This is a genomic window from Geodermatophilus sp. SYSU D00867 (assembly GCF_054050315.1).
Genome location: NZ_JBJGZC010000021.1, coordinates 57,136 through 76,543 on the forward strand (window position 1 = coordinate 57,136; position 19,408 = coordinate 76,543).

18 protein-coding genes are annotated in these 19,408 nt (G+C 75.1%); 9 read left to right on the plus strand and 9 right to left on the minus strand.

Annotated elements, in window-relative coordinates; all coding sequences use genetic code 11:
- The 6 genes from ACI8AK_RS18800 to ACI8AK_RS18825 all read left to right on the plus strand — a co-directional run bounded on the left by ACI8AK_RS18800 (position 1) and on the right by ACI8AK_RS18825 (position 7,490).
- Complete coding sequence (locus tag ACI8AK_RS18800) at positions 1-1,167, plus strand: ROK family protein (RefSeq protein WP_387992794.1); 1,167 nt, start codon at positions 1-3, stop codon at positions 1,165-1,167.
- Positions 1,168-1,343: 176 nt separating this feature from the next.
- Positions 1,344-2,894 carry a sugar ABC transporter ATP-binding protein gene (locus tag ACI8AK_RS18805; protein WP_387992797.1) on the plus strand — a complete coding sequence of 517 codons (1,551 nt, stop codon included), beginning with the start codon at positions 1,344-1,346 and terminating at the stop codon, positions 2,892-2,894.
- 11 nt (positions 2,895-2,905) lie between these two features.
- Positions 2,906-4,066, plus strand: a complete 1,161-nt coding sequence (locus ACI8AK_RS18810; protein ID WP_387992800.1) for an ABC transporter permease — start codon at positions 2,906-2,908, stop codon at positions 4,064-4,066.
- 102 nt (positions 4,067-4,168) lie between these two features.
- Positions 4,169-5,221, plus strand: a complete 1,053-nt coding sequence (locus ACI8AK_RS18815; RefSeq protein WP_456903512.1) for a substrate-binding domain-containing protein — start codon at positions 4,169-4,171, stop codon at positions 5,219-5,221.
- A 59-nt stretch (positions 5,222-5,280) separates the two neighbouring features.
- Positions 5,281-6,462: a Gfo/Idh/MocA family protein gene (locus tag ACI8AK_RS18820; protein WP_456903513.1), complete on the plus strand. Its 1,182-nt coding sequence runs from the start codon at positions 5,281-5,283 to the stop codon at positions 6,460-6,462.
- A 20-nt stretch (positions 6,463-6,482) separates the two neighbouring features.
- A complete protein-coding gene (locus tag ACI8AK_RS18825) occupies positions 6,483-7,490 on the plus strand; it encodes a sugar phosphate isomerase/epimerase family protein (protein WP_387992809.1) in 1,008 nt (335 codons plus the stop codon).
- A 45-nt stretch (positions 7,491-7,535) separates the two neighbouring features.
- On the opposite strand, the gene ACI8AK_RS18830 is transcribed toward ACI8AK_RS18825, so the two are convergent.
- The 4 genes from ACI8AK_RS18830 to ACI8AK_RS18845 all read right to left on the minus strand — a co-directional run bounded on the left by ACI8AK_RS18830 (position 7,536) and on the right by ACI8AK_RS18845 (position 9,848).
- Positions 7,536-7,955 carry a hypothetical protein gene (locus tag ACI8AK_RS18830; RefSeq protein WP_387992812.1) on the minus strand — a complete coding sequence of 140 codons (420 nt, stop codon included), beginning with the start codon at positions 7,953-7,955 and terminating at the stop codon, positions 7,536-7,538.
- Entirely contained in the window at positions 7,952-8,473 is a 522-nt protein-coding gene (locus ACI8AK_RS18835) for a cupredoxin domain-containing protein (RefSeq protein WP_387992815.1), read from the minus strand. The genes ACI8AK_RS18830 and ACI8AK_RS18835 overlap by 4 nt, the downstream gene beginning before the upstream one ends.
- Positions 8,474-8,580: 107 nt before the next feature.
- Positions 8,581-9,513 carry an alpha/beta hydrolase family protein gene (locus ACI8AK_RS18840; protein ID WP_456957498.1) on the minus strand — a complete coding sequence of 311 codons (933 nt, stop codon included), beginning with the start codon at positions 9,511-9,513 and terminating at the stop codon, positions 8,581-8,583.
- Positions 9,510-9,848: a hypothetical protein gene (locus ACI8AK_RS18845; protein WP_387992821.1), complete on the minus strand. Its 339-nt coding sequence runs from the start codon at positions 9,846-9,848 to the stop codon at positions 9,510-9,512. Before ACI8AK_RS18845 ends, ACI8AK_RS18840 begins: the two co-directional genes overlap by 4 nt.
- A 64-nt stretch (positions 9,849-9,912) precedes the next feature.
- Here ACI8AK_RS18845 and ACI8AK_RS18850 point away from each other — a divergent pair, with 64 nt between their 5' ends.
- The gene (locus ACI8AK_RS18850) at positions 9,913-10,452 is read left to right on the plus strand and encodes a helix-turn-helix domain-containing protein (protein WP_456957500.1); all 540 of its coding nucleotides are present in this window, start codon (positions 9,913-9,915) and stop codon (positions 10,450-10,452) included.
- A 4-nt stretch (positions 10,453-10,456) separates the two neighbouring features.
- Here ACI8AK_RS18850 and ACI8AK_RS18855 read toward each other — a convergent pair whose 3' ends face one another.
- From ACI8AK_RS18855 to ACI8AK_RS18865, 3 genes are all read right to left on the minus strand, one after another.
- A complete protein-coding gene (locus tag ACI8AK_RS18855) occupies positions 10,457-10,978 on the minus strand; it encodes a hypothetical protein (RefSeq protein ID WP_387992827.1) in 522 nt (173 codons plus the stop codon).
- A 73-nt stretch (positions 10,979-11,051) separates the two neighbouring features.
- On the minus strand, positions 11,052-12,629 hold the full coding sequence (locus ACI8AK_RS18860) for a DEAD/DEAH box helicase (RefSeq protein ID WP_387992830.1): 1,578 nt from the start codon (positions 12,627-12,629) through the stop codon (positions 11,052-11,054).
- A 235-nt stretch (positions 12,630-12,864) separates the two neighbouring features.
- A complete protein-coding gene (locus ACI8AK_RS18865) occupies positions 12,865-13,860 on the minus strand; it encodes a GlxA family transcriptional regulator (RefSeq protein WP_456903517.1) in 996 nt (331 codons plus the stop codon).
- A 73-nt stretch (positions 13,861-13,933) separates the two neighbouring features.
- On the opposite strand from ACI8AK_RS18865, the gene ACI8AK_RS18870 reads away from it, so the two are divergent.
- A complete protein-coding gene (locus ACI8AK_RS18870) occupies positions 13,934-15,256 on the plus strand; it encodes an MFS transporter (protein WP_456903518.1) in 1,323 nt (440 codons plus the stop codon).
- Positions 15,257-15,396: 140 nt separating this feature from the next.
- Positions 15,397-16,263, plus strand: a complete 867-nt coding sequence (locus tag ACI8AK_RS18875; protein ID WP_456957502.1) for an endonuclease domain-containing protein — start codon at positions 15,397-15,399, stop codon at positions 16,261-16,263.
- Positions 16,264-16,333: 70 nt separating this feature from the next.
- Here ACI8AK_RS18875 and ACI8AK_RS18880 read toward each other — a convergent pair whose 3' ends face one another.
- Both ACI8AK_RS18880 and ACI8AK_RS18885 read right to left on the minus strand, forming a co-directional pair.
- The gene (locus tag ACI8AK_RS18880; RefSeq protein ID WP_456957504.1) at positions 16,334-17,953 is read right to left on the minus strand and encodes a GMC family oxidoreductase; all 1,620 of its coding nucleotides are present in this window, start codon (positions 17,951-17,953) and stop codon (positions 16,334-16,336) included.
- Positions 17,950-19,408 (minus strand): aldehyde dehydrogenase family protein (locus ACI8AK_RS18885; RefSeq protein WP_456957506.1); only part of this gene is annotated, 1,459 nt, incomplete at its 5' end. The genes ACI8AK_RS18880 and ACI8AK_RS18885, both read right to left, overlap by 4 nt.

Genomic DNA, 19,408 nt, shown 5'->3' on the forward strand with positions numbered 1-19,408 from the left:
ATGGCCTCCACGTCCGCCTCGGCCGGCGCGCTGCTGCACCACGTGCGCACCGGCCGCGCGCGGAGCCGGGCCGAGCTGGTCGCGCTCACCGGGGCCGCGCGCAACACCGTCAGTGCCCGCGTCGACCAGCTGATCGCCGCCGGCCTGCTGCAGGAGGGCGGCCGCGGCGGCAGCACCGGCGGCCGCCCCCCGACGCTCCTGCGGTTCAACAGCGGCGCCGGCTGCGTGCTCGCCGTCGACCTGGGGGTCACCAGCGTCGACGTCGCGGTCACCGACCTGTCCGCGCAGATCCTCGCCACCGTCGGGCACCCGATCGACATCGCCGACGGCCCCGACGTCGTGCTCGCCGAGGTGGACCGGCTGGCCCAGAAGGTGCTCGCCGAGGCGGGGCTGACCCCGGCCGACGTGTGCGCCGTCGGGGTGGGCGTGCCGGGGCCGGTGGAGTTCTCGACGGGCCGGCCGTCGCACCCGCCGATCATGCCGGGCTGGCACGACCACGACATCCCCGGCGCGTTCGCCCGCTACGGCTGCCCGGTCCTCGTCGACAACGATGTCAACGTCATGGCGCTCGGGGAGATCGGCGTCGGGGGCTCGGCCGAGGACGTGCTGGTGGTCAAGGTCGGCACCGGCATCGGCTGCGGGGTCATCGTCGACGGCGAGGTGTACCGGGGCGCGCAGGGCAGCGCCGGCGACATCGGGCACATCCACGTGCCGACGCCGGACGGCCGCACCGTGCTGTGCCGCTGCGGCAACGAGAACTGCCTGGAGGCGCTCGCCGGCGGTGGCGCGCTGCTGCGCGACGCCGTCGAGGCGGGGCTGCCGGTGACCAGCACCCGGCAGGTCATCGAGCTCGCCGCCCAGGGCGACGGCCCGGCGCTGGAGCTGGTCCGGCGGGCCGGGCGCACCATCGGCACGGTGCTGGCCGCGCTGGTCAACTTCTTCAACCCCCATCGGATCGTGATGACCGGCGGGGTCGCGCAGGCCGGGGCGCCGCTGCTGGCCGGCATCCGCGAGGCGGTCTACGGCCGCTCCATGCCGCTGGCCGCCCGCGCGCTGGAGATCACCGTCAGCGACGCCCCCGACCTGTCCGGCCGGGTGGGCGCCGCGCTCATGGCCATCCAGGGCTACCTCGACGGGGACTCGGTCCACCAGGCCCTGGCCCGCTGAGTCACCGGCTGCCGTCGTGGGACGCCGGAGACGGCCGTCCCTGCCCTGACCTGGCCCGTCGCAGGTCTCGGTTCGGTGACGCCGCTCACGGGGTCTTGACCCCTTGTGACTCGGTTCATATGGTCACCGCTGCACAGACTAATGGTCAGCGTTGAGCAGAAGTCCGAGGTGAGGCCATGCCACCGGCAGGAGCGCCGCTGCTGGAGATGCACGGCATCGTGAAGACCTTCCCGGGCGTCCGTGCGCTCGGGGGCGTGGACCTCGACGTCCGCGCGGGGGAGGTGCACTGCCTCCTCGGTCAGAACGGTGCCGGCAAGTCGACCCTGATCAAGGTCCTCGCCGGCGCCCACCAGCCGGACGAGGGCACCATCCTCTGGCGCGGCGAGCAGGTCCGGCTGTCCACGCCGCAGGCCGCGCTGGGCCTGGGCATCGCGACGATCTACCAGGAGCTCGACCTCGTCGCCGGGCTCACCGTCGCCGACAACGTCTTCCTCGGCCGGGAGCAGGCCCAGATGGGCTTCGTGCGGCCGCGCGAGCTCAACCGGCGGGCGGGGGAGCTGCTCACCCGGCTCGGCCACCCCGAGATCCGGCCGGCCGCCGAGGTCGGGTCGCTGCCCGCCGCCTCCCAGCAGATGGTGAGCATCGCGCGGGCGCTGTCCCAGGACGCGCGGCTGATCATCATGGACGAGCCCTCGGCGGTCCTCGACAACGAGGAGGTCGAGCGGCTGTTCACGGTGATCCGCGACCTCACCGCGCACGACGTCGCCGTCGTCTACATCTCCCACCGGCTGGAGGAGATCCGCGAGATCGGCGACCGGATCACCGTCCTCAAGGACGGCCGGACCGTCGCCACCGGGCTGCCGGCCCGCGAGACGCCGACCCGCGAGGTCATCACGCTGATGACCGGCCGGGACATCGAGTACGTCTTCCCCGAGCGCCACCACCGCCCCGCGCCCACCGCCGAGCCGGTGCTCGAGGTCGAGGACCTGTCGCTGCACGGCTCGTTCTCCCACGTCTCCTTCTCGGTGCGACCCGGCGAGATCGTGGGCCTGGCCGGGCTGGTCGGCTCCGGCCGGTCGGAGATCCTCGAGACCGTCTACGGCGCGCGACACGCCACCGGCGGCGCGGTCCGCGTGGACGGTCGCCGGCTGCGGCACGGCGACGTCGGCGCCGCGGTGGCCGCCGGCGTGGGGCTGGCGCCCGAGGAGCGCAAGAGCCAGGCCCTGCTGCTCGGCGAGTCCGTCGCCCGCAACATCAGCATCTCCAGCCTGGCCCGCTTCGCCCGCGGCGGCTTCCTCTCCGGCGCCGCCGAGCGCAAGGCCGCCCGCGAGCAGGTGAAGTCGCTCGACGTGCGCCCGGCCGACGAGACCCGCGAGGTGCGCACGCTGTCCGGCGGCAACCAGCAGAAGGTCGTGCTCGCCCGCTGGCTGCTGCGCGACTGCCGGGTGCTGCTGCTCGACGAGCCCACCCGCGGCGTCGACGTCGGGGCGCGCTCGGAGATCTACGCGCTGGTGCGCGACCTCGCCGACCGCGGCGTCGCGGTGGTCGTCGTCTCCAGCGAGATCCCGGAGGTGCTCGGTCTGGCCGACCGGGTCCTCGTCATCGCGGAGGGCCGGGTGCTGGCGGAGGAGCCCGCCTCGGCCCTCGACGAGCACCGCGTGCTCGACCTGGTCATGGAGGGGACGTCGACGCACGGCGTCCCGGTGCACGAAGGGGACGTCGCATGAGTGGGCAGGGCATGAGTGAGGGCAGCACCGCGGTGACCGCGGGCTCCGGCAAGGACGCCGGCCGCAACCGGTCGGGAGGCGGGTTCATGAGCGGGCCGGTCGGCCGCAACCTGGGCCTGGTCGTCGCGCTGGTGGTCCTGTGCGTCGTCGGCGTCATCACGGCGGGGGACCGCTTCGCCGACGTCGACAACATCCTGACCATCCTGCGGCTGGCCTCGGTCATCGGCGTGGTGAGCGTCGGCATGACGTTCGTGATCATCGGTGGCGGCATCGACCTGTCGGTCGGCGCGCTGGTGGCGCTGGCGTCGGTGTGGGCCACCACGCTGGCCACCCAGCAGATGGCCGAGGACTTCCACTGGATCGTCATGGTCTTCACCGCGCTGGTCGTCGGCGCGGTGGCCGGGCTGATCAACGGCGTGGTCATCGCCTACGGCAGGCTCGCGGCCTTCATCGCCACCCTCGCCATGCTCGCCGCCGCGCGCGGCCTGGCCGAGATCATCGCCAACCGGCGCACCCAGATCGTGCAGGACAGCGACTTCCTGTCCTTCTTCTCCGGTGACGTGCTCGGCGTCCCGACGCTGGTCATCATCTTCGCGCTGGTCGCGATCGCCGGGTGGGTGCTGCTCAACCGGACCACGTTCGGCCGGCGCACCTTCGCCGTCGGCGGCAACGCCGAGGCCGCCCGCCTCGCCGGCATCCGGGTGCAGCGGCACACCGTCAAGCTCTACGTGCTCTCCGGCATCACCTGCGGCATCGCCGCGGTGATGATCATGGCGCGGACGACGACGGGCAGCTCGACCCACGGCACGCTCTACGAGCTCGACGCCATCGCCGCGGTCGTCATCGGCGGCACGCTGCTCATCGGCGGGCGCGGGACGATCGTCGGCACCGTCCTCGGCGTCCTCATCTTCACGACGCTCGGCAACGTCTTCACGCTCAACAACCTGTCGAGCTCGGCCCAGGCCGTGGCCCGCGGCGTGATCATCGTCCTCGCCGTCCTGCTGCAGCAGCGGCTGGCCACCGGCGGGTTCAGCTTCCGCCGGCCCACCGCGGGACCGCCGTCCGGCGGCCTGCCCCCCGCGGGCGGCCCGGCCGGGGCGGTCTCCGGCGGCTCGACCGTCGAGGGCGGACCGGGCGGCACGCGCCCGGCCGCGAGCGGCAAGACCCTCTGACTCCCGGCGCGCGACCCGCGCGCCGGACCGCACCACCCACCGGACCCCCGTCCGGTGGCAGCTCACCGCCTCCGGAGAGGGGGCGACACCCGAGGAGAGAGCATGTCCGCAACGAGGCAGCGTCCGTTCCGCCGCCTGCCGTACGCCACGGTCGCCCTGCTCAGCGCGGGCGTGCTCGTGGCCGGCTGCACGAGCAACACCCCGGAGGAGTCGGGCGGCGGCGGGGGCAACCAGGCCGCCAGCGACAACGACGAGGCCGGCGACACCGTCACCATCGGCTTCTCGGCGCCGGCCGCCGACCACGGCTGGATGGCCGGCATCACCGAGGCCGCCCGCGCCGAGGCCGAGAACTACGAGGACGTCGAGCTGGTGGTCGCGGAGGGCACCAACGACGTCAGCACCCAGATCAGCCAGGTGGAGACGTTCATCAACGACGGCGTCGACGCCATCGTGCTGCTGCCCTTCGACGGCGCCGCGCTGACCCCGGTCGCGCTGCAGGCGATGGAGGCCGGCATCCCGGTCATCAACGTCGACCGCGAGTTCGACAGCCCGTTCGCCGCCCGGGCCACGATCCTGGGTGACAACTACGGCATGGGCGTCTCGGCCGGCACGTACATCTGCGAGCAGCTGGGCGACAACCCCGACGCCGTCGTCGCGGAGATCGCCGGCATCGACTCGCTGCCGCTGACCCAGGACCGCAGCCAGGGCTTCGCCGACGCGCTGGCCGACTGTGGCCTCAACGTCGACAACCGCGTGGCCGCGGACTTCACCGTCGAGGGCGGCGAGGAGGCGGCGGCGAACCTGCTGCAGGCGGCGCCGCAGATCGACGCGATCTGGAACCACGACGACGACCAGGGCGTCGGTGTCCTGGCCGCGATCCAGAACGCCGGCCGCGACGAGTTCTTCATGGTCGGCGGCGCCGGCTCGGCCAACGCCATGCGGGCGATCCAGGAGGGCAACTCGGTCCTCCAGGCGACGGTCATCTACCCGCACACGCAGGCCGCCGACGGCATCAAGCTGGCCCGGCTCGTGGCGCAGGACAAGGCGCTGTCGGACCTGACCGAGGTGGAGGTCCCGCGGCAGATCGTGCTGAACGCGCCGGTCGTCACCGCGGACAACGTCGACCAGTACATCGACAACGCCTTCGAGTCCTGATCCACCCGGGCGGGGCCGCCGGTGCACGCCGGCGGCTCCGCCCCGTTCCGGGAGCCCTCATGACCTCACCTGACCGGCCGACCCTCGGGGTGGGCCTCATCGGACACTCCTTCATGGGCGCGGCGCACTCGCAGGCCTGGCGCACCGCCCCCCACTTCTTCGACCTCCCGCTGCGCCCCGAGCTCACCGTCCTCGCCGGCCGGGACCGGGAGCGGGCCACCGACGCCGCCGCCCGCCTGGGCTGGGCCTCGGTGGAGACCGACTGGCGGCGGGTCCTCGAGCGCGACGACGTCGGCCTGGTCGACGTCTGCACCCCCGGCGACACCCACGCCGAGATCGCCATCGCGGCGCTGGAGGCCGGCAAGCACGTCCTGTGCGAGAAGCCGCTGGCCAACTCCGTCGCCGAGGCCGAGGCCATGACCGAGGCCGCCGAGCGGGCCGCCGCGCGCGGCGTCCGCTCGATGGTCGGCTTCACCTACCGCCGGGTGCCGGCGATCGGGCTGGCCCGGCAGCTGGTCGCCGAGGGCCGGATCGGCCAGGTGCGCCACGTGCGCGCCCAGTACCTGCAGGACTGGATCGCCGACCCGTCGGCGCCGATGTCGTGGCGGCTGGAGAAGGACAAGGCCGGCTCGGGGGCGCTCGGCGACATCGGCGCGCACATCGTCGACCTCACGCAGTACATCACCGGCGAGACGGTCACCGGCGTCAGCGCCCTGCTCGAGACGTTCGTCAAGGAGCGCCCGCTGCCCGCCGCGGCCGGGTCGCTGTCCGGCGTCGCGGGCGAGGGCACCGGCCAGGTCACCGTCGACGACACCGCGGTGTTCCTCGGCCGGTTCTCCGGCGGCGCGGTGGCCACCTTCGAGGCCACCCGGTTCGCCCTGGGCCGCAAGAACGCCATCCGCATCGAGGTCAACGGCTCCGCCGGCAGCCTGGCCTTCGACTTCGAGGACATGAACGTCCTGGAGTTCTTCGACGGCGGCGAGCCCGCCGAGGTGGCCGGCTTCCGCCGCATCCTCGTGACCGAGCCCGGGCACCCCTACGTGTCGGCCTGGTGGCCGGCCGGGCACGGGCTGGGCTACGAGCACGGCTTCACCCACCAGGTCGTCGACCTGCTCACCGCCATCGCCAAGCAGGAGGACCCCACGCCGTCCTTCGCCGACGGCCTGCAGGTGCAGCGGGTGCTCGAGGCCGTCGAGCGCAGCGCCGCGGCCGACTCCGTCTGGACCCCCGTCCCCGCCTGACCCGAGAGGACACCCCCGACATGCCCCGTCCCGTCACCCTGTTCACCGGCCAGTGGGCCGACCTGCCGTTCGAGGAGGTGGCCCGGCTCGCGTCCGAGTGGGGCTACGACGGCCTGGAGATCGCCTGCTGGGGCGACCACCTCGACGTCGAGCGCGCCGCGAACGACGACTCCTACGTGGAGGAGCGGCTCGCGCTGCTCGACAAGTACGGCCTCAAGGTCTGGGCCATCTCCAACCACCTCAACGGCCAGGCCGTCTGCGACGACCCGATCGACGAGCGCCACCGCGACATCGTCAACAAGCGGGTCTGGGGCGACGGCGACCCCGAGGGCGTGCGCCAGCGCGCCGCCGAGGAGATGAAGCTGACCGCCCGCGCGGCGGCCAAGCTCGGCGTGAAGACCGTCGTCGGGTTCACCGGGTCGAAGATCTGGAAGGCCGTGGCGATGTTCCCGCCGGCCCCGGCCTCGATGATCGAGGACGGCTACGCCGACTTCGCCGCCCGCTGGAACCCGATCCTCGACGTCTTCGACGAGGTCGGCGTCCGGTTCGCCCACGAGGTGCACCCGTCGGAGATCGCCTACGACTACTGGACGACGGTCCGCACCCTCGAGGCGATCGGCCACCGCGAGGCGTTCGGCCTCAACTGGGACCCCAGCCACTTCGTGTGGCAGGACCTGGACCCGGTCTCGTTCATCTGGGACTTCAAGGACCGGATCTACCACGTCGACTGCAAGGACGCGAAGCGCCAGGTGGGCAACGGCCGCAACGGCCGGATGGGCTCGCACCTGCCGTGGGCCGACCCGCGGCGCGGCTGGGACTTCGTCTCCACCGGCCACGGCGACGTCCCGTGGGAGGCATCCTTCCGGATGCTCAACACGATCGGCTACGACGGGCCGATCTCGGTGGAGTGGGAGGACGCCGGCATGGACCGCCTGGTCGGCGCCCCCGAGGCGCTGGCGTTCGTCCGCCGGCTCGCGTTCGACCCGCCGGCCGCGGCGTTCGACGCCGCGTTCTCGTCCCAGGGCTGAGCGACCCGGCGGTGGACGGGCGGTCCCGCCCGTCCACCGCCGGCCTCAGCGGCCGGTGCGCCGGCGGGTGAGGCCGGCCAGCACGACGAGCACGACGACGGCGGCCGCCTCCACCCAGAACGACTCCCACCACAGGGTCGCCTCGGTGGTCTCGACGAAGCCGAAGAGCCCCACCGTCGTCGACACGACCAGTGCGGCCAGCGACCCGGCCGCGAACGCGGCCCCCAGCACGGCCGCCCACGTCACCAGGCGCGCCGGCGCGGCGAGCAGGAGCAGCGCGCCGCCGAACCCGAGCACGGTCTGCACCAGGAACGCCGGGCCGATGACGTCGATGCCGCTGTAGCCCTGCTGCCACAGGTAGGCGTGGATGACGGCGATCGCCGCCAGCAGCGCGGCGCCCACGAGCCGCAGCACCCCGATCGCGACGCCGCCGCGCGAGGAGCGCGTCGCGGTGTGCCCGCTCATGCCGAGACCGTCACGTCGGTCGCCATGCCCATGGCCCGGTGGTTGCCGATCGAGCAGTAGAAGACGTACTCGCCCGCCTCGAGGGTGACCGTCAGCGTGGTCGACTCGCCCGGTCCGATGGTGTCGCTCGCGGCGACGTCCTGCCCGTCCCGCTCGACGACCAGGTCGTGGGTGGCGTTGCCCTCGTTGACCACCTCGATGGTGTACTCGCCGGGGGTGAGGGAGCTCTCCGAGAGGTCGATGTACATCTCGCCCTCGGTGGCGGTGACGGTCCGCGCCTCGGCCGGCGCGGTGGTGCTCCCGGACGCGGTGCTCCCCGGCGCGGTGCTGCTCGCGGCGGCGCTCTCCTGCGGGGCGCTCGAGGAGGGTGCGCTCTCCGTGTGCTCGGCCTCGGCGTGCTCGCTGGTCGTGGCGGCGGCGGCGGGATCACCGCCGCCGCCGTCGTCCGAGCAGGCACTGAGCAGGCCGACGCCCAGGGCGACGACCAGCGGTACGACACGTCGGGTGGGCTGGGACACACGGACCTCCTCGGAGCCGACGGTGGGCCCGCTCCGGCGACGGCCCACCGCAGGCCCGCGATACTGCAACGCTGCCCCCACTCCCCGTAACCCCTTCCCGCCTCCGCTCAGGACGGGGACGCCACGGCACCCACCCGCCGGCACCAGGCCGCCACGGTGGCCAGCACCTCGGCGTCCACGGGTCGGCGCAGCTCGCCGCGGTAGGCGCGCAGGGACGCCGGCCCCGGCTGGCGGCGCAGCGTGTGCGTGAGGTCGGGGACGAGCAGGGTCTCCACCGGGCCGGGGACCGTCGCCGCGATCGTCTCCAGGTCCGCCGGGGGCACCTGCAGGTCCTTCGCCCCGGTCACCGCGAGCACCGGCACGGTCAGCCGGGCGAGGTCGGTGCGCGGGTCGTGGTCGAGGAACTCGCGGTGCCAGCGCGCGTTGAGCCGCGCCCCGCCGATCCGGGCGACGTCGGTGGTCGTCGCCCGGAGGCGCTCGTGGTTGGCGGCCACCTTCTGCTCCAGGTCGGTGCGCAGGAGCCGGAGCAGGCCCCGGACCGGCGCGGGCAGGGTCGGCCCGATCTGCCGGGCCTGCCAGCGGAGCAGCTCGTCGCCGGGCGTCGCGGAGCCGGCGAGCAGGACCACCCCGGCCACCGGGACGCCGCGGGCGGCGACCGCCGCGGCGAGCAGCGCGCCCTCGCTGTGGCCGGCCAGCACGATCCGCCCGGGGTCCACCTCGGGTCGGGCGGCCAGGGCGTCGCGCGCCCGGGCGAGGTCGTCGGCGGCGTCGTGCAGCCCGGCCCGCCGCCAGTCGCCGGGCGTGCCACCGACGCCGCGCTTGTCGTACCGCAGGGACGCGAGACCGCCCTCGGCGAGCGCGTGCGCCAGCTCGCGGGTGACGCCGAACCGGGCGCGCCGGTGGTCGGAGTCGCGGTCCAGCGGGCCGGAGCCCGGCGCGAGCAGCACGGCGGGGACGGGGCCGGGCGCGTCGAGGAGGGTGAGCGTGCCGGCCAGCGGGGGCTCGCCGGGCACGGTCACCGGCAGCTCGCGGGGACTCATCGGGGAGTGCCCGACAGCGCCGCGACGACGGCCGCGGCGTCGTCGACGGTCACCAGGACGGTGTCGAAGCGCTGACCGGTCAGCTCCAGGCGCACGGCCGCCCCGCGCCGGACGCTCACGAACGTCCTCCCGCCCCGCCGGCGCCAGGTGCCGATCTTGCGCACGCCGGGCAGGCCGAGTCCGGGAGCGCGCAGGCCGCCGGCGGCGGCCAGCCCGTCGGGGACGACCTCGGCCGAGCGCACCGCGGACAGCGGGACCTCGAGGTCGCGCAGCAGGCCGAGCACCTTCTCGGTCGGGGTGAGGGTGATCCGCAGGGTCTGGGGTGTCGTCGTCACGGTCGCCATGGGAGGATCATTCCCAACAGTGAGACCGTTGTCAATCATGAGAGAGGTCGAGCGCGTGGCGTCTGCGGACCTGCTGCTCCACCCGGTGCGCCTGCGCGTGGTGCAGGCCCTGCTGGGCGAGCGGAGCCTGACCACCGGCGAGCTGCACGCCGAGCTGCCCGACGTCCCGGTGGCCACGCTGTACCGGCACGTCGGCGTGCTCGCCGAGGCCGGCGTGCTGGAGGTCGTGGGGGAGCGCCGCGTGCGGGGCAGCACCGAGCGCACCTACCGGCTGGTGACCGCCGCGGCCTCCGTCGGGCCGGAGGAGGCGGCGGGCATGACGCCCGAGCAGCACCGCCGCGCCTTCGGCACCTTCGTCGCGGCGCTGCTCGCGGACTTCGACCGCTGGGTCGACGCCGGTGCCGCCGCCCCGGGCGGGCTCGATCCCGCCCGGGACGGCGTGGGCTACCGGATGACCGGGCTGTGGCTGGACGACGAGGAGTTCGCCGGCCTGCTCGACGACGTGCGCGGCGTGCTCCGCGCGCGCCTGGGGAACGCCCCGCGCGAGGGACGCCGTCGCCGGCTGGTCGGGACGGTGTTCCTGCCGGGGGAGTGAGGGGCTAGGCGGCCCGGGCGGCCCTCCGCTCGGCCCGGCGCTCGGCCTTCGACACCCGCGCGTTGGCCCTGGCCAGGGTCTTCGCGGCCCGCTGCACCCGGCGCGACCCGCGGTCCACGGTGCCCCGGGTGAGCAGGCCGACGCCGATGCCGAGCAGCCACACGTCCTTGGCGACGGTGAGGCCCTGCTCGGTCGGGGCCAGGCTGCCCTCCTTGCGCATGCCGGGTGTGCGCAGGTAGAGGCCGAGCAGGCCGCCGGCGAACCCGGTGAGCAGAGCACCGGCCAGCGCCGTGGGCACGAACGGCGTCAGCAGCGCGGCGCCGACCGCGATCTCCGCCGTCGACAGCGCCTGGACGAACTGCCGCGGCTCGACGTCCTTGAGGAACGGGTACGTGCCGGAGGCGAAGCCGTGCAGGCCGGCGGCGGTCTGCTCGTCGGCGCCGCGCTTGCCCAGCCCGCTGTTGAGGATGAACGCGCCGGCCGAGATCCGCGGGCCGATCTCGGACAGGGTGATGGGCAGGGCCATCGGGCACCTCGCAGGGTCGTCGGGGACGGTCGGGACGACTCTTCCCGACCGTCCCCGACGTGACACCCCGGGGTCAGCGGCCCCCGCGCCGGGAGCGGCCGCTGAACGACGCCGCCGAGTGCGTGCCGGCGCGGGCGGCGAGCTCCGCGCGCGTGCGCGCCGGACCCTGCGGGCTGCGGGCCTGGGTGGTGCGGGTCTGGGCACGGCTCCCGGCCGCCTTCGCGGTCGTCGCGGGAGCCGCGGAGCCTCCGGCGGAGCGCCGGCGCCGGCCGCCGCCCTGGCCCTGCGGCTGGGGAGCGGGGGCGGGGGCGGGCTCGACGTGCGGCGCGGCCGGGCCGGTGAGCGCGGTGATCTGCTCCGCGCCCGGGCGCACCTGCGTCACGACCGGCGTGATGCCGGCCTGGCGGGCCAGGGTGCGCACCTCGGCGGCCTGGTCGGGCGTCGAGACCGTGACGACGGTGCCGCCGGCGCCGGCGCGCGCGGTGCGCCCGGACCGGTGCAGGTACGCCTTGTGCTCGGCCGGCGGGTCGACGTGCACGACCAGCGCGACGTCGTCGACGTGGATGCCGCGCGCGGCGATGTCGGTCGCGCACAGCACCCGGGTGCTGCCGGTGCTGAACGCCTCGAGGTTGCGCTCGCGGGCGTTCTGGCTGAGGTTGCCGTGCAGGTCGACGGCCGGGATGCCCGCGGCGGTCAGCTGCCTGGCGAGCTTCTTGGCCTGGTGCTTGGTCCGGGTGAACAGGACGCTGCGGCCCAGGCCCGAGGCGAGCTGGCGCACGACCTCGGCCTTGTCGGCGGCGCTGACCTGGAACACGTGGTGGGTCATCGCCGCGACCGGCGCGACGGCGGGGTCCACCGAGTGGGTCACCGGCTGCGAGAGGTAGCGCTTGACCAGCACGTCGACGCCGTTGTCCAGCGTGGCCGAGAACAGCATCCGCTGGCCGACCTTGGGGGTGCGGTCGAGCAGCCGCTTGACGCCGGGCAGGAAGCCGAGGTCGGCCATGTGGTCGGCCTCGTCGAGCACGGTCACCTCGACGGCGGACAGGTCGGCGTGCCCCTGCCCGATGAGGTCCTCGAGCCGGCCGGGGCAGGCGATGAGCACGTCGATGCCCGCGGCCAGCGCCTGCACCTGCGGGTTCTGGCCCACGCCGCCGAAGACGACGGTGGAGCGCAGGCCGAGGGCGGTGGCCAGCGGCTCGACCGTGGCCAGCACCTGGTTGGCGAGCTCGCGGGTCGGCACGAGCACCAGCGCGCGCGGCTTGCGGGCCTGGCGGCGGGTGGTCGAGGCGGCGAGCCGGGCGACCAGCGGGAGGGCGAAGGCGATGGTCTTGCCCGAGCCGGTCCGGCCGCGGCCGAGCACGTCGCGGCCGGCGAGCGAGTCGGGCAGCGTCGCGACCTGGATCGGGAACGGCGCGGTGATGCCGCTGGCGGTGAGCACCTCGACCAGCGGGGCGGGCACGCCGAGCTCGGCGAAGGTGGCGTCGGTGGGGAGCACGGTGGCGACGTCGCCGGCCGGGATCTCCTGCGGCTGGGGCTGCGGCTGCGTGGTCGCGGCGGGGCTGGGGGTGCTGCCGGCGCCGCGGCCGCGGCCGCCGCGACGGCGGCGGGGCCGGGACGTGCCGGCGGGCGTGGGGGCTTGCTGGGAGGTCATGGGTTCCTCGGTGGTACTCGGGTCGCCGTCCTCGACCACCGCACGCGGGCGCACGCCGGCCCCGTCTGCGGGGCGGGTCGCGCCGTGGGCGACGTCGGACAGCCGGGCGCGCCTCCGTGGCGCTGCACCAGCCCGACGTCGAGTCCTGCAGCTCCGGATGAGCGAGGGCGGCGCCGGTATGCCCCACTCAACCAGACGCGGCGGCCGATCCTGCCGTGGGCGGGGGAGTCGCGTGTCACACCGCCGTGCGGCCGGCCCCGCGGTAGGTGCGGCGGTAGGCGCCGGGCGAGACCCCGATCGCCGCGCGCAGGTGGGCGCGCAGCGACGCCGGCGTGCCGAACCCGGCGTCGGCGGCGACCCGGTCGACGGGGGCGTCGGTGGACTCCAGCAGCCGGCGGGCCAGCGCGATCCGCTGCCCGGCGAGCCACCGCTGCGGCGACACCCCGGTCTCGTCGCGGAACCGCCGGGTGAAGGTGCGCACGCTCATCCGCGCGTGGGCGGCCAGGTCCGCGAGGGTCAGCGGCTCGCCGAGGTGCTCGAGCGCCCAGGCGCGGGTGGGCGCGGTGCCGGCCTCGCCGGCCTCGGGCAGCGGCCGCTCGACGAACTGCGACTGCCCGCCCTCCCGCCACGGCGCGACGACGTTGCGCCGCGCCACCCGGTTGGCCACCTCGCTGCCGTGGTCGCGCCGCACCAGGTGCAGCAGCAGGTCGATGCCCGCGGCGACGCCGGCGGAGGTGAGCACGTCTCCGTCGTCGACGAAGAGGACGTCGGGGTCGAGCCGGACGGCGGGGAAGTTGCGGCGGAACTGCTCGACGTCGCGCCAGTGCGTGGCGGCCGGCCGGCCGTCGAGCAGGCCGGCCGCGGCGAGCACCGAGGACCCCGTGCAGATCGACACCATCCGCGCCCGTGCGGCCGCCCCGCGCAGGGCGTCGCGCAGCTCGTCGGGGATCCGGCCCTCGACGACGGCGGGGCCGCCCATGATCCCCGGGACGACGACCGTGTCCGCCTCCGCGAGGACCGACCCGTCGTGGTCGGGCAGCACGGAGAAGCCGTCGGCCGTGCGCACCGGCCGCCCGTCGAGGGTGGCCACCCGCACCCGGTAGAGGGGCCGGCCGTGCGCGTCCTCGGCCAGGCCGAGCAGGCGGTAGGGCAGCCCGAGCTCGAAGCCGACGACGCGGTCGACGGCGACGACGACCACCTCGTGGACGGCCGTGTCCCGGCTGGGTGTCATGGCCGGATCCTTGCACGTGTTGACCGTCGGGCCACTGGTCCGGGAAGCCGACCGTCGGTCATGCTCTCCGCCCGTGAGGACGACCGTGCCCCGCCGGACCGCGCGCATCCACCCCGCCTGGTGGGTGGCCGCGGTGACCTTCCTGGCGCTGGTCGGGGCCGCGGCCTTCCGCGCCGTGCCCGGGGTGCTCATCGACCCGCTGCGCGAGGAGTTCGGCTGGTCGGTGTCGACGATCTCCGCCGCCGTCGCGGTGAACATGGCGCTGTACGGGCTGACCGCGCCGTTCGCCGCCGCGCTCATGGAGCGGTTCGGCATCCGCCGCGTCGTCGTCGGGGCGCTGCTGCTCACCGCCCTCGGCAGCGGGCTGACCGTGTTCATGACGGCGAGCTGGCAGCTGGTGCTGCTGTGGGGGTTCGCGGTCGGGCTGGGCACCGGGTCGATGGCGCTCTCGCTGGTGGCCACGGTGACCGGCCGCTGGTTCGTCGCCCGGCGCGGGCTGGTCAGCGGCATCCTCACCGCCGGCGGCGCGACCGGGCAGCTGGTGTTCCTGCCGGTCGTCGCGGCGGTCGCGCAGACCAGTGGTGGCTGGCGGGCGGCGTCGCTGGGCACCACGGCCGCCGCGCTCGCCGTCGTCCCGCTGGTGGCCTGGCTGCTGCGCGACCGCCCGCGCGACGTCGGCGCGGTGCCCTACGGCGGGACCGCCGCCGACGACGCCGAGCCGGTGCGCACCGGTGCCGCGCGCACCGCCGTCCGCGGGCTGCTCGACGCCGCGCGCACCCGGCCGTTCTGGCTGCTGGCCGCGGGCTTCTTCATCTGCGGCGCCTCGACCAACGGGCTGGTGCAGCCGCACTTCATCCCGGCCGCGCACGACCACGGCATGCCGGTGACGACGGCGGCGTCGCTGCTCGCCGTCGTCGGGGTCTTCGACATCGCCGGGACCGTGCTGTCCGGCTGGCTGACCGACCGCACCGACCCGCGGGTGCTGCTGCTGGCCTACTACGCGCTGCGCGGGTTCTCGCTGTTCCTGCTGCCGCCCCTGTTCGGGCCGGACCTGCACGTCAGCATGGTCGCGTTCATCGTCTTCTACGGCCTGGACTGGGTGGCCACCGTGCCGCCGACGCTGGCGCTGTGCCGCGAGCACTTCGGCCCGCGGGCGCCGGTGGTGTTCGGCTGGGTGTTCGCCTCGCACCAGGTGGGGTCGGCGGTGGCCGCGTTCGGCGGCGGCGTGGTCCGCGACGTGACCGGCTCGTACGACCTCGCCTGGTTCGGCGCCGGCGCGCTGTGCCTGGTGGCCGCGGCGCTGTCGATCTCCATCCGCCGCCGCCCGGCACCCGCCGCCCCGCCCGCCGTGCCGTCCGAACCGACCACCGCCTCGGCCGCCACCACGCACGGCTGACCGCGGCCTTGCCTTTCGCGCGCGGAAGGCGGGACCGCCCCGTAGCAGCTCTCGCCTTCCGCGGGCGGAAGGCACTGGGGACGACGGTGGGGCTGTGGACGACGGATCGACCGGCCCGGCTCCGTGTCCACGGTGTCCGGGTGACCACCTACCGCCGCATGACTCCCGGCGTCTTCCTCGGGAGTCAGGCGATCACCGAGGGCTACCTCACCCGCAACCAGCTCCGGACGCGGAGCTACCACCGGCTCGCGCAGAACGTGTACGCGGACCCGGCGCTGCCTCTCGACCACCGACTGCGCTGTCGCGGGGTGGCGCTGCTGCTCCCGGCCGACGCGCTCGTCGGCGGCCACTCGGCGGCCGCCTGGTACGGGGCGCCGTTCGCCGGGGTCGCCGACCCGGTGACCGTCGTGTGTCCCGAGGAGACGAGATGGGCGGGCCCGAAGGGTGTACGCGTCCACCGCACCGTCCTGCGACGTCGGGACGTGACCACGAGGGACGACGTCCCGATGACGACGGCCCTACGGACCGCATGGGACGTCATGACGCTCGAGCCGTTGACGACGGCGGTAGCGGCGCTCGACGCGATGGTGGCCGCGGAGCACGTGACGGTCGCCGGACTCGTCGCCCTGGCCGAGGCCGGTGCCGGCCGGTGGGGTGTCAGCCGGGTCCGTCGGGTCGTGCCTCTGGTCGATGCGCGGGCGGAGTCCCCGCAGGAATCACGGCTGTGGGTCTGCCTGGCGCTGGTCGGCCTCGCGCCCGTGCCGCAGTTCGAGGTCCTGCACCACGGACGGTTCGTCGCCCGCGTCGACCTCGCGTTCCCCGAGGCGCGCCTGGCCATCGAATACGAGGGCGCCCACCACTTCGAGGACAACCAGATCCCGAAGGACGACGAGCGGCTGGATCGTCTCCGTGCTGCCGGCTGGCGGGTGATCCGGGTGAGTGCCGCGGACATGCGCGACCTCGATGGAGTGCTCGCCCGCATCCGCGCGGCCCTGGCTGTGCCGTGACCCGCCTTCCGCGCGCGGAAGGTGGGTCACGACGTCCCGCCTTTCGCGCGCGGAAGGCGGGAGGACGGCGTCAGGCGGTCGCGGCGAAGACGGGGTCGACGGTGCGGCCGGCCATGAGGTCGGCGGCGCGCTCCGCGATCATGATCGTCGGCGCGTTGGTGTTGCCGCGGACCAGCGTCGGCATCACCGAGGCGTCGACCACCCGCAGGCCGTCGAGCCCGTGCACCCGCAGCTGCGGGTCCACGACGGCGGAGTCGTCCACGCCCATCCGGCACGAGGACACCGGGTGGTACAGCGACTCCAGCGTCTCCCGGACCTTCGCCCGCAGCGCGTCGGCCGTGCGCACCGTGCCGCCGGGCGACCACTCCGCGGCCAGCACCTGCGCCAGCGGGCCGACCGACGCGATCTCCCGCGCCTTCTCCACGCCGGTCACCAGCGCGTCGAGGTCGCGCTCGTCGGTGAGGTAGCCGGCGTCGATGGCCGGCGCCCACGTCGGGTCGGCCGAGCGCAGCCGCACCGAGCCGCGCGAGTGCACGTGCACCAGGACGGCGGCGGCGGTGAACGCGTCGACGTCGGGGTCGACCTCCGCCTGCCGCCAGAACTTGACCGGCAGGAAGTGGTACTGCAGGTCGGGCTGGTCGAGGTCCGGCCGCGAGCGGGTGAACAGCCCCGCCTCGGCCAGGTTCGACGACAGCGGCCCGCGGCGGGCGCCGAACCACTGCGCGTACCCCGACGGCGACTCCGCCCGGAGCAGCGACCTCCCCGACCGCACGTCCCAGACGACCGGCACCAGCGGGTGGTCCTGCAGCCCGCCGCCCACGCCGGGCAGGTCGTGGACGACGTCGACGCCGACCTCGCGCAGGTGCGCGCCCGGCCCGATGCCCGACAGCATCAGCAGCTGCGGCGAGTTCACCGCGCCGCCGCACAGCACGACCTCACCGGCCGCGTGCGCGGTGCGCGTCCGCCCGCCGCGCCGGTACTCGACGCCGGTGGCCCGCCCGCCCGAGACCAGCACCCGGGTGGTGAGCGCGCCGGTGAGCACCATCAGGTTGGGCCGGCCGAGCGCCGGGCGCAGGTAGGCGTCGGCGGCCGACCAGCGGCGGCCCCGCCTCTGCGTCACCTGGTACTGGCCCACGCCCTCCTGGGCGGCGCCGTTGAAGTCGTCGTTGCGGGGGTACCCGGCGGCCACTGCCGACTCGACCACCGCGCGCGTCCACGGGTGCGGCGAGCGCAGGTCCTCCACCCGCAGCGGCCCGCCGACGCCGTGGAAGCGGTCGGCGCCGCGCGCGTTGTCCTCCATCCGCCGGAACAGCGGCAGCACGGACTCGTAGGACCACGACGGGTCACCGGTCAGCCGGGCCCACTCGTCGTAGTCGGCCGCCGCGCCGCGGACGTAGATCATCGCGTTGATCGACGACGACCCGCCCAGCAGCTTCCCGCGCGGCCAGAACAGCCCGCGCCCGCCGAGGCCCGGCTGCGGCTCGGTGGTGTAGTTCCAGTCCCGCCGGGTGCGCCAGACCTTGTACAGCGCCGCGGGGATCTGCACCTCGAGGACGTCGTCGGAGCCGCCGGCCTCCAGCAGCAGCACCCGCACCGACGGGTCCTCGGTCAGTCGCGCGGCCAGCGCGCAGCCGGCGGAGCCGGCCCCGACGACGACGACGTCGAACTCGTCGCGCACCTCAGCGCTCACCGGTGCCGCCCGTGCACCATGCCCATGACCCGCGCCACCGCGTCGAACGCGGCCGGCGGGCGGGCGAAGGACATCAGGTTCACCGGCAGCGCGTACCTCTGCCGGGTGATCGCCTTGGCGCGGGTGAACTCCCTGAGCCCGTCCTCGCCGTGGATCCGGCCGAAGCCGCTCTCGCCCACGCCACCGAAGGGGAGCGAGGGCACCCCGGCGAAGGTCAGCACCGAGTTGACGCTGGTCATGCCGCTGCGCATCCGGCGGGCGAGGTCCATCGCGCGCGCCCTCGACCGCGAGAACACCGCGCCGGCCAGCCCGTACGACGTCGCGTTGGTGCGCTCCAGCGCCTCCTCGGCGTCGGCCACGCGGGTGATGGTCAGCGTCGGCCCGAACGTCTCCTCGCGGACCGCGGCCGACTCCTCGGGCACGTCGAGCAGCACCGTCGGCGCGACGTAGCCGGCGTGGGGGAGCCCGCCGTCCACCGTGCCGCCGAGGACCGCCCGGCCGCCGCGTGTGGTCGCGTCGTCGAGGTGCCGCCGCACGACGTCGGTCTGCGACGCCATCGTCATCGGGCCGTAGGCGGCCTCCTCGTCGGACCCCGGGCGCAGGGCGCGCACCCGCTCGGTCACCTCGGCGACGAAGGCGTCGTAGACCTTCTCCGTGGCGTAGACCCGCTCGATGCCGATGCAGGTCTGCCCGGCGTTGCTCATGCCGCCCCAGACGGCGGCGTCGGCGGCGGCGGCCACGTCGGCGTCGTCGTCGACGATCATCGCGTCCTTGCCGCCGAGCTCCATGAGCACCGGGGTGAGCGTCTCGGCGCAGGCGGCCATGACCTTGCGCCCGGTGGCCCCGGAGCCGGTGAACGCCAGCTTGTCCACGCCGGCCCGGCACAGCGCGGCGCCGGTCTCGCCGGAGCCGGTGACGACCTGGAGGGCGTCGGCGACGTCGGGGACGGCCGCGCGCCAGGCGGCGGCCAGCCACGCGCCGACGGCGGGGGTGGACTCCGAGGGCTTGAAGACGACGGCGTTGCCGGCGGCCAGCGCGTAGGCGATCGAGCCCATCGGCGTGAACACCGGGTAGTTCCACGGGCCGATGACGCCGACGACGCCCATCGGCTGGTACTCGAGGTAGGCGGCGTGGTTGGCCGCGAGCATGCCGGCGCGCACCCGGCGCGGGCCCAGCGTCTTCCGCGCGTGCGCCCCGGCCCAGGCCAGGTGGTCGATTGCGAGGGTGATCTCGAGGAGGGCGTCGGCGTGCGGCTTGCCGTTCTCCCGGTGCACCAGGTCGGCCAGCTCGTGCATCCGCCGGGCCAGGTAGCCGCGGTAGGCGGCCAGCCGCTGCCGGCGGCCGTCGAACCCGAGCCCGGCCCAGGGGGCGGGGGGGGGCGGGGCGGGGCCGCCGGGCTCGCGGCGGGGGGCGGCGTGGTGGTGGGGGGGGTCGGCGACGACCCCGCCCGTGGGC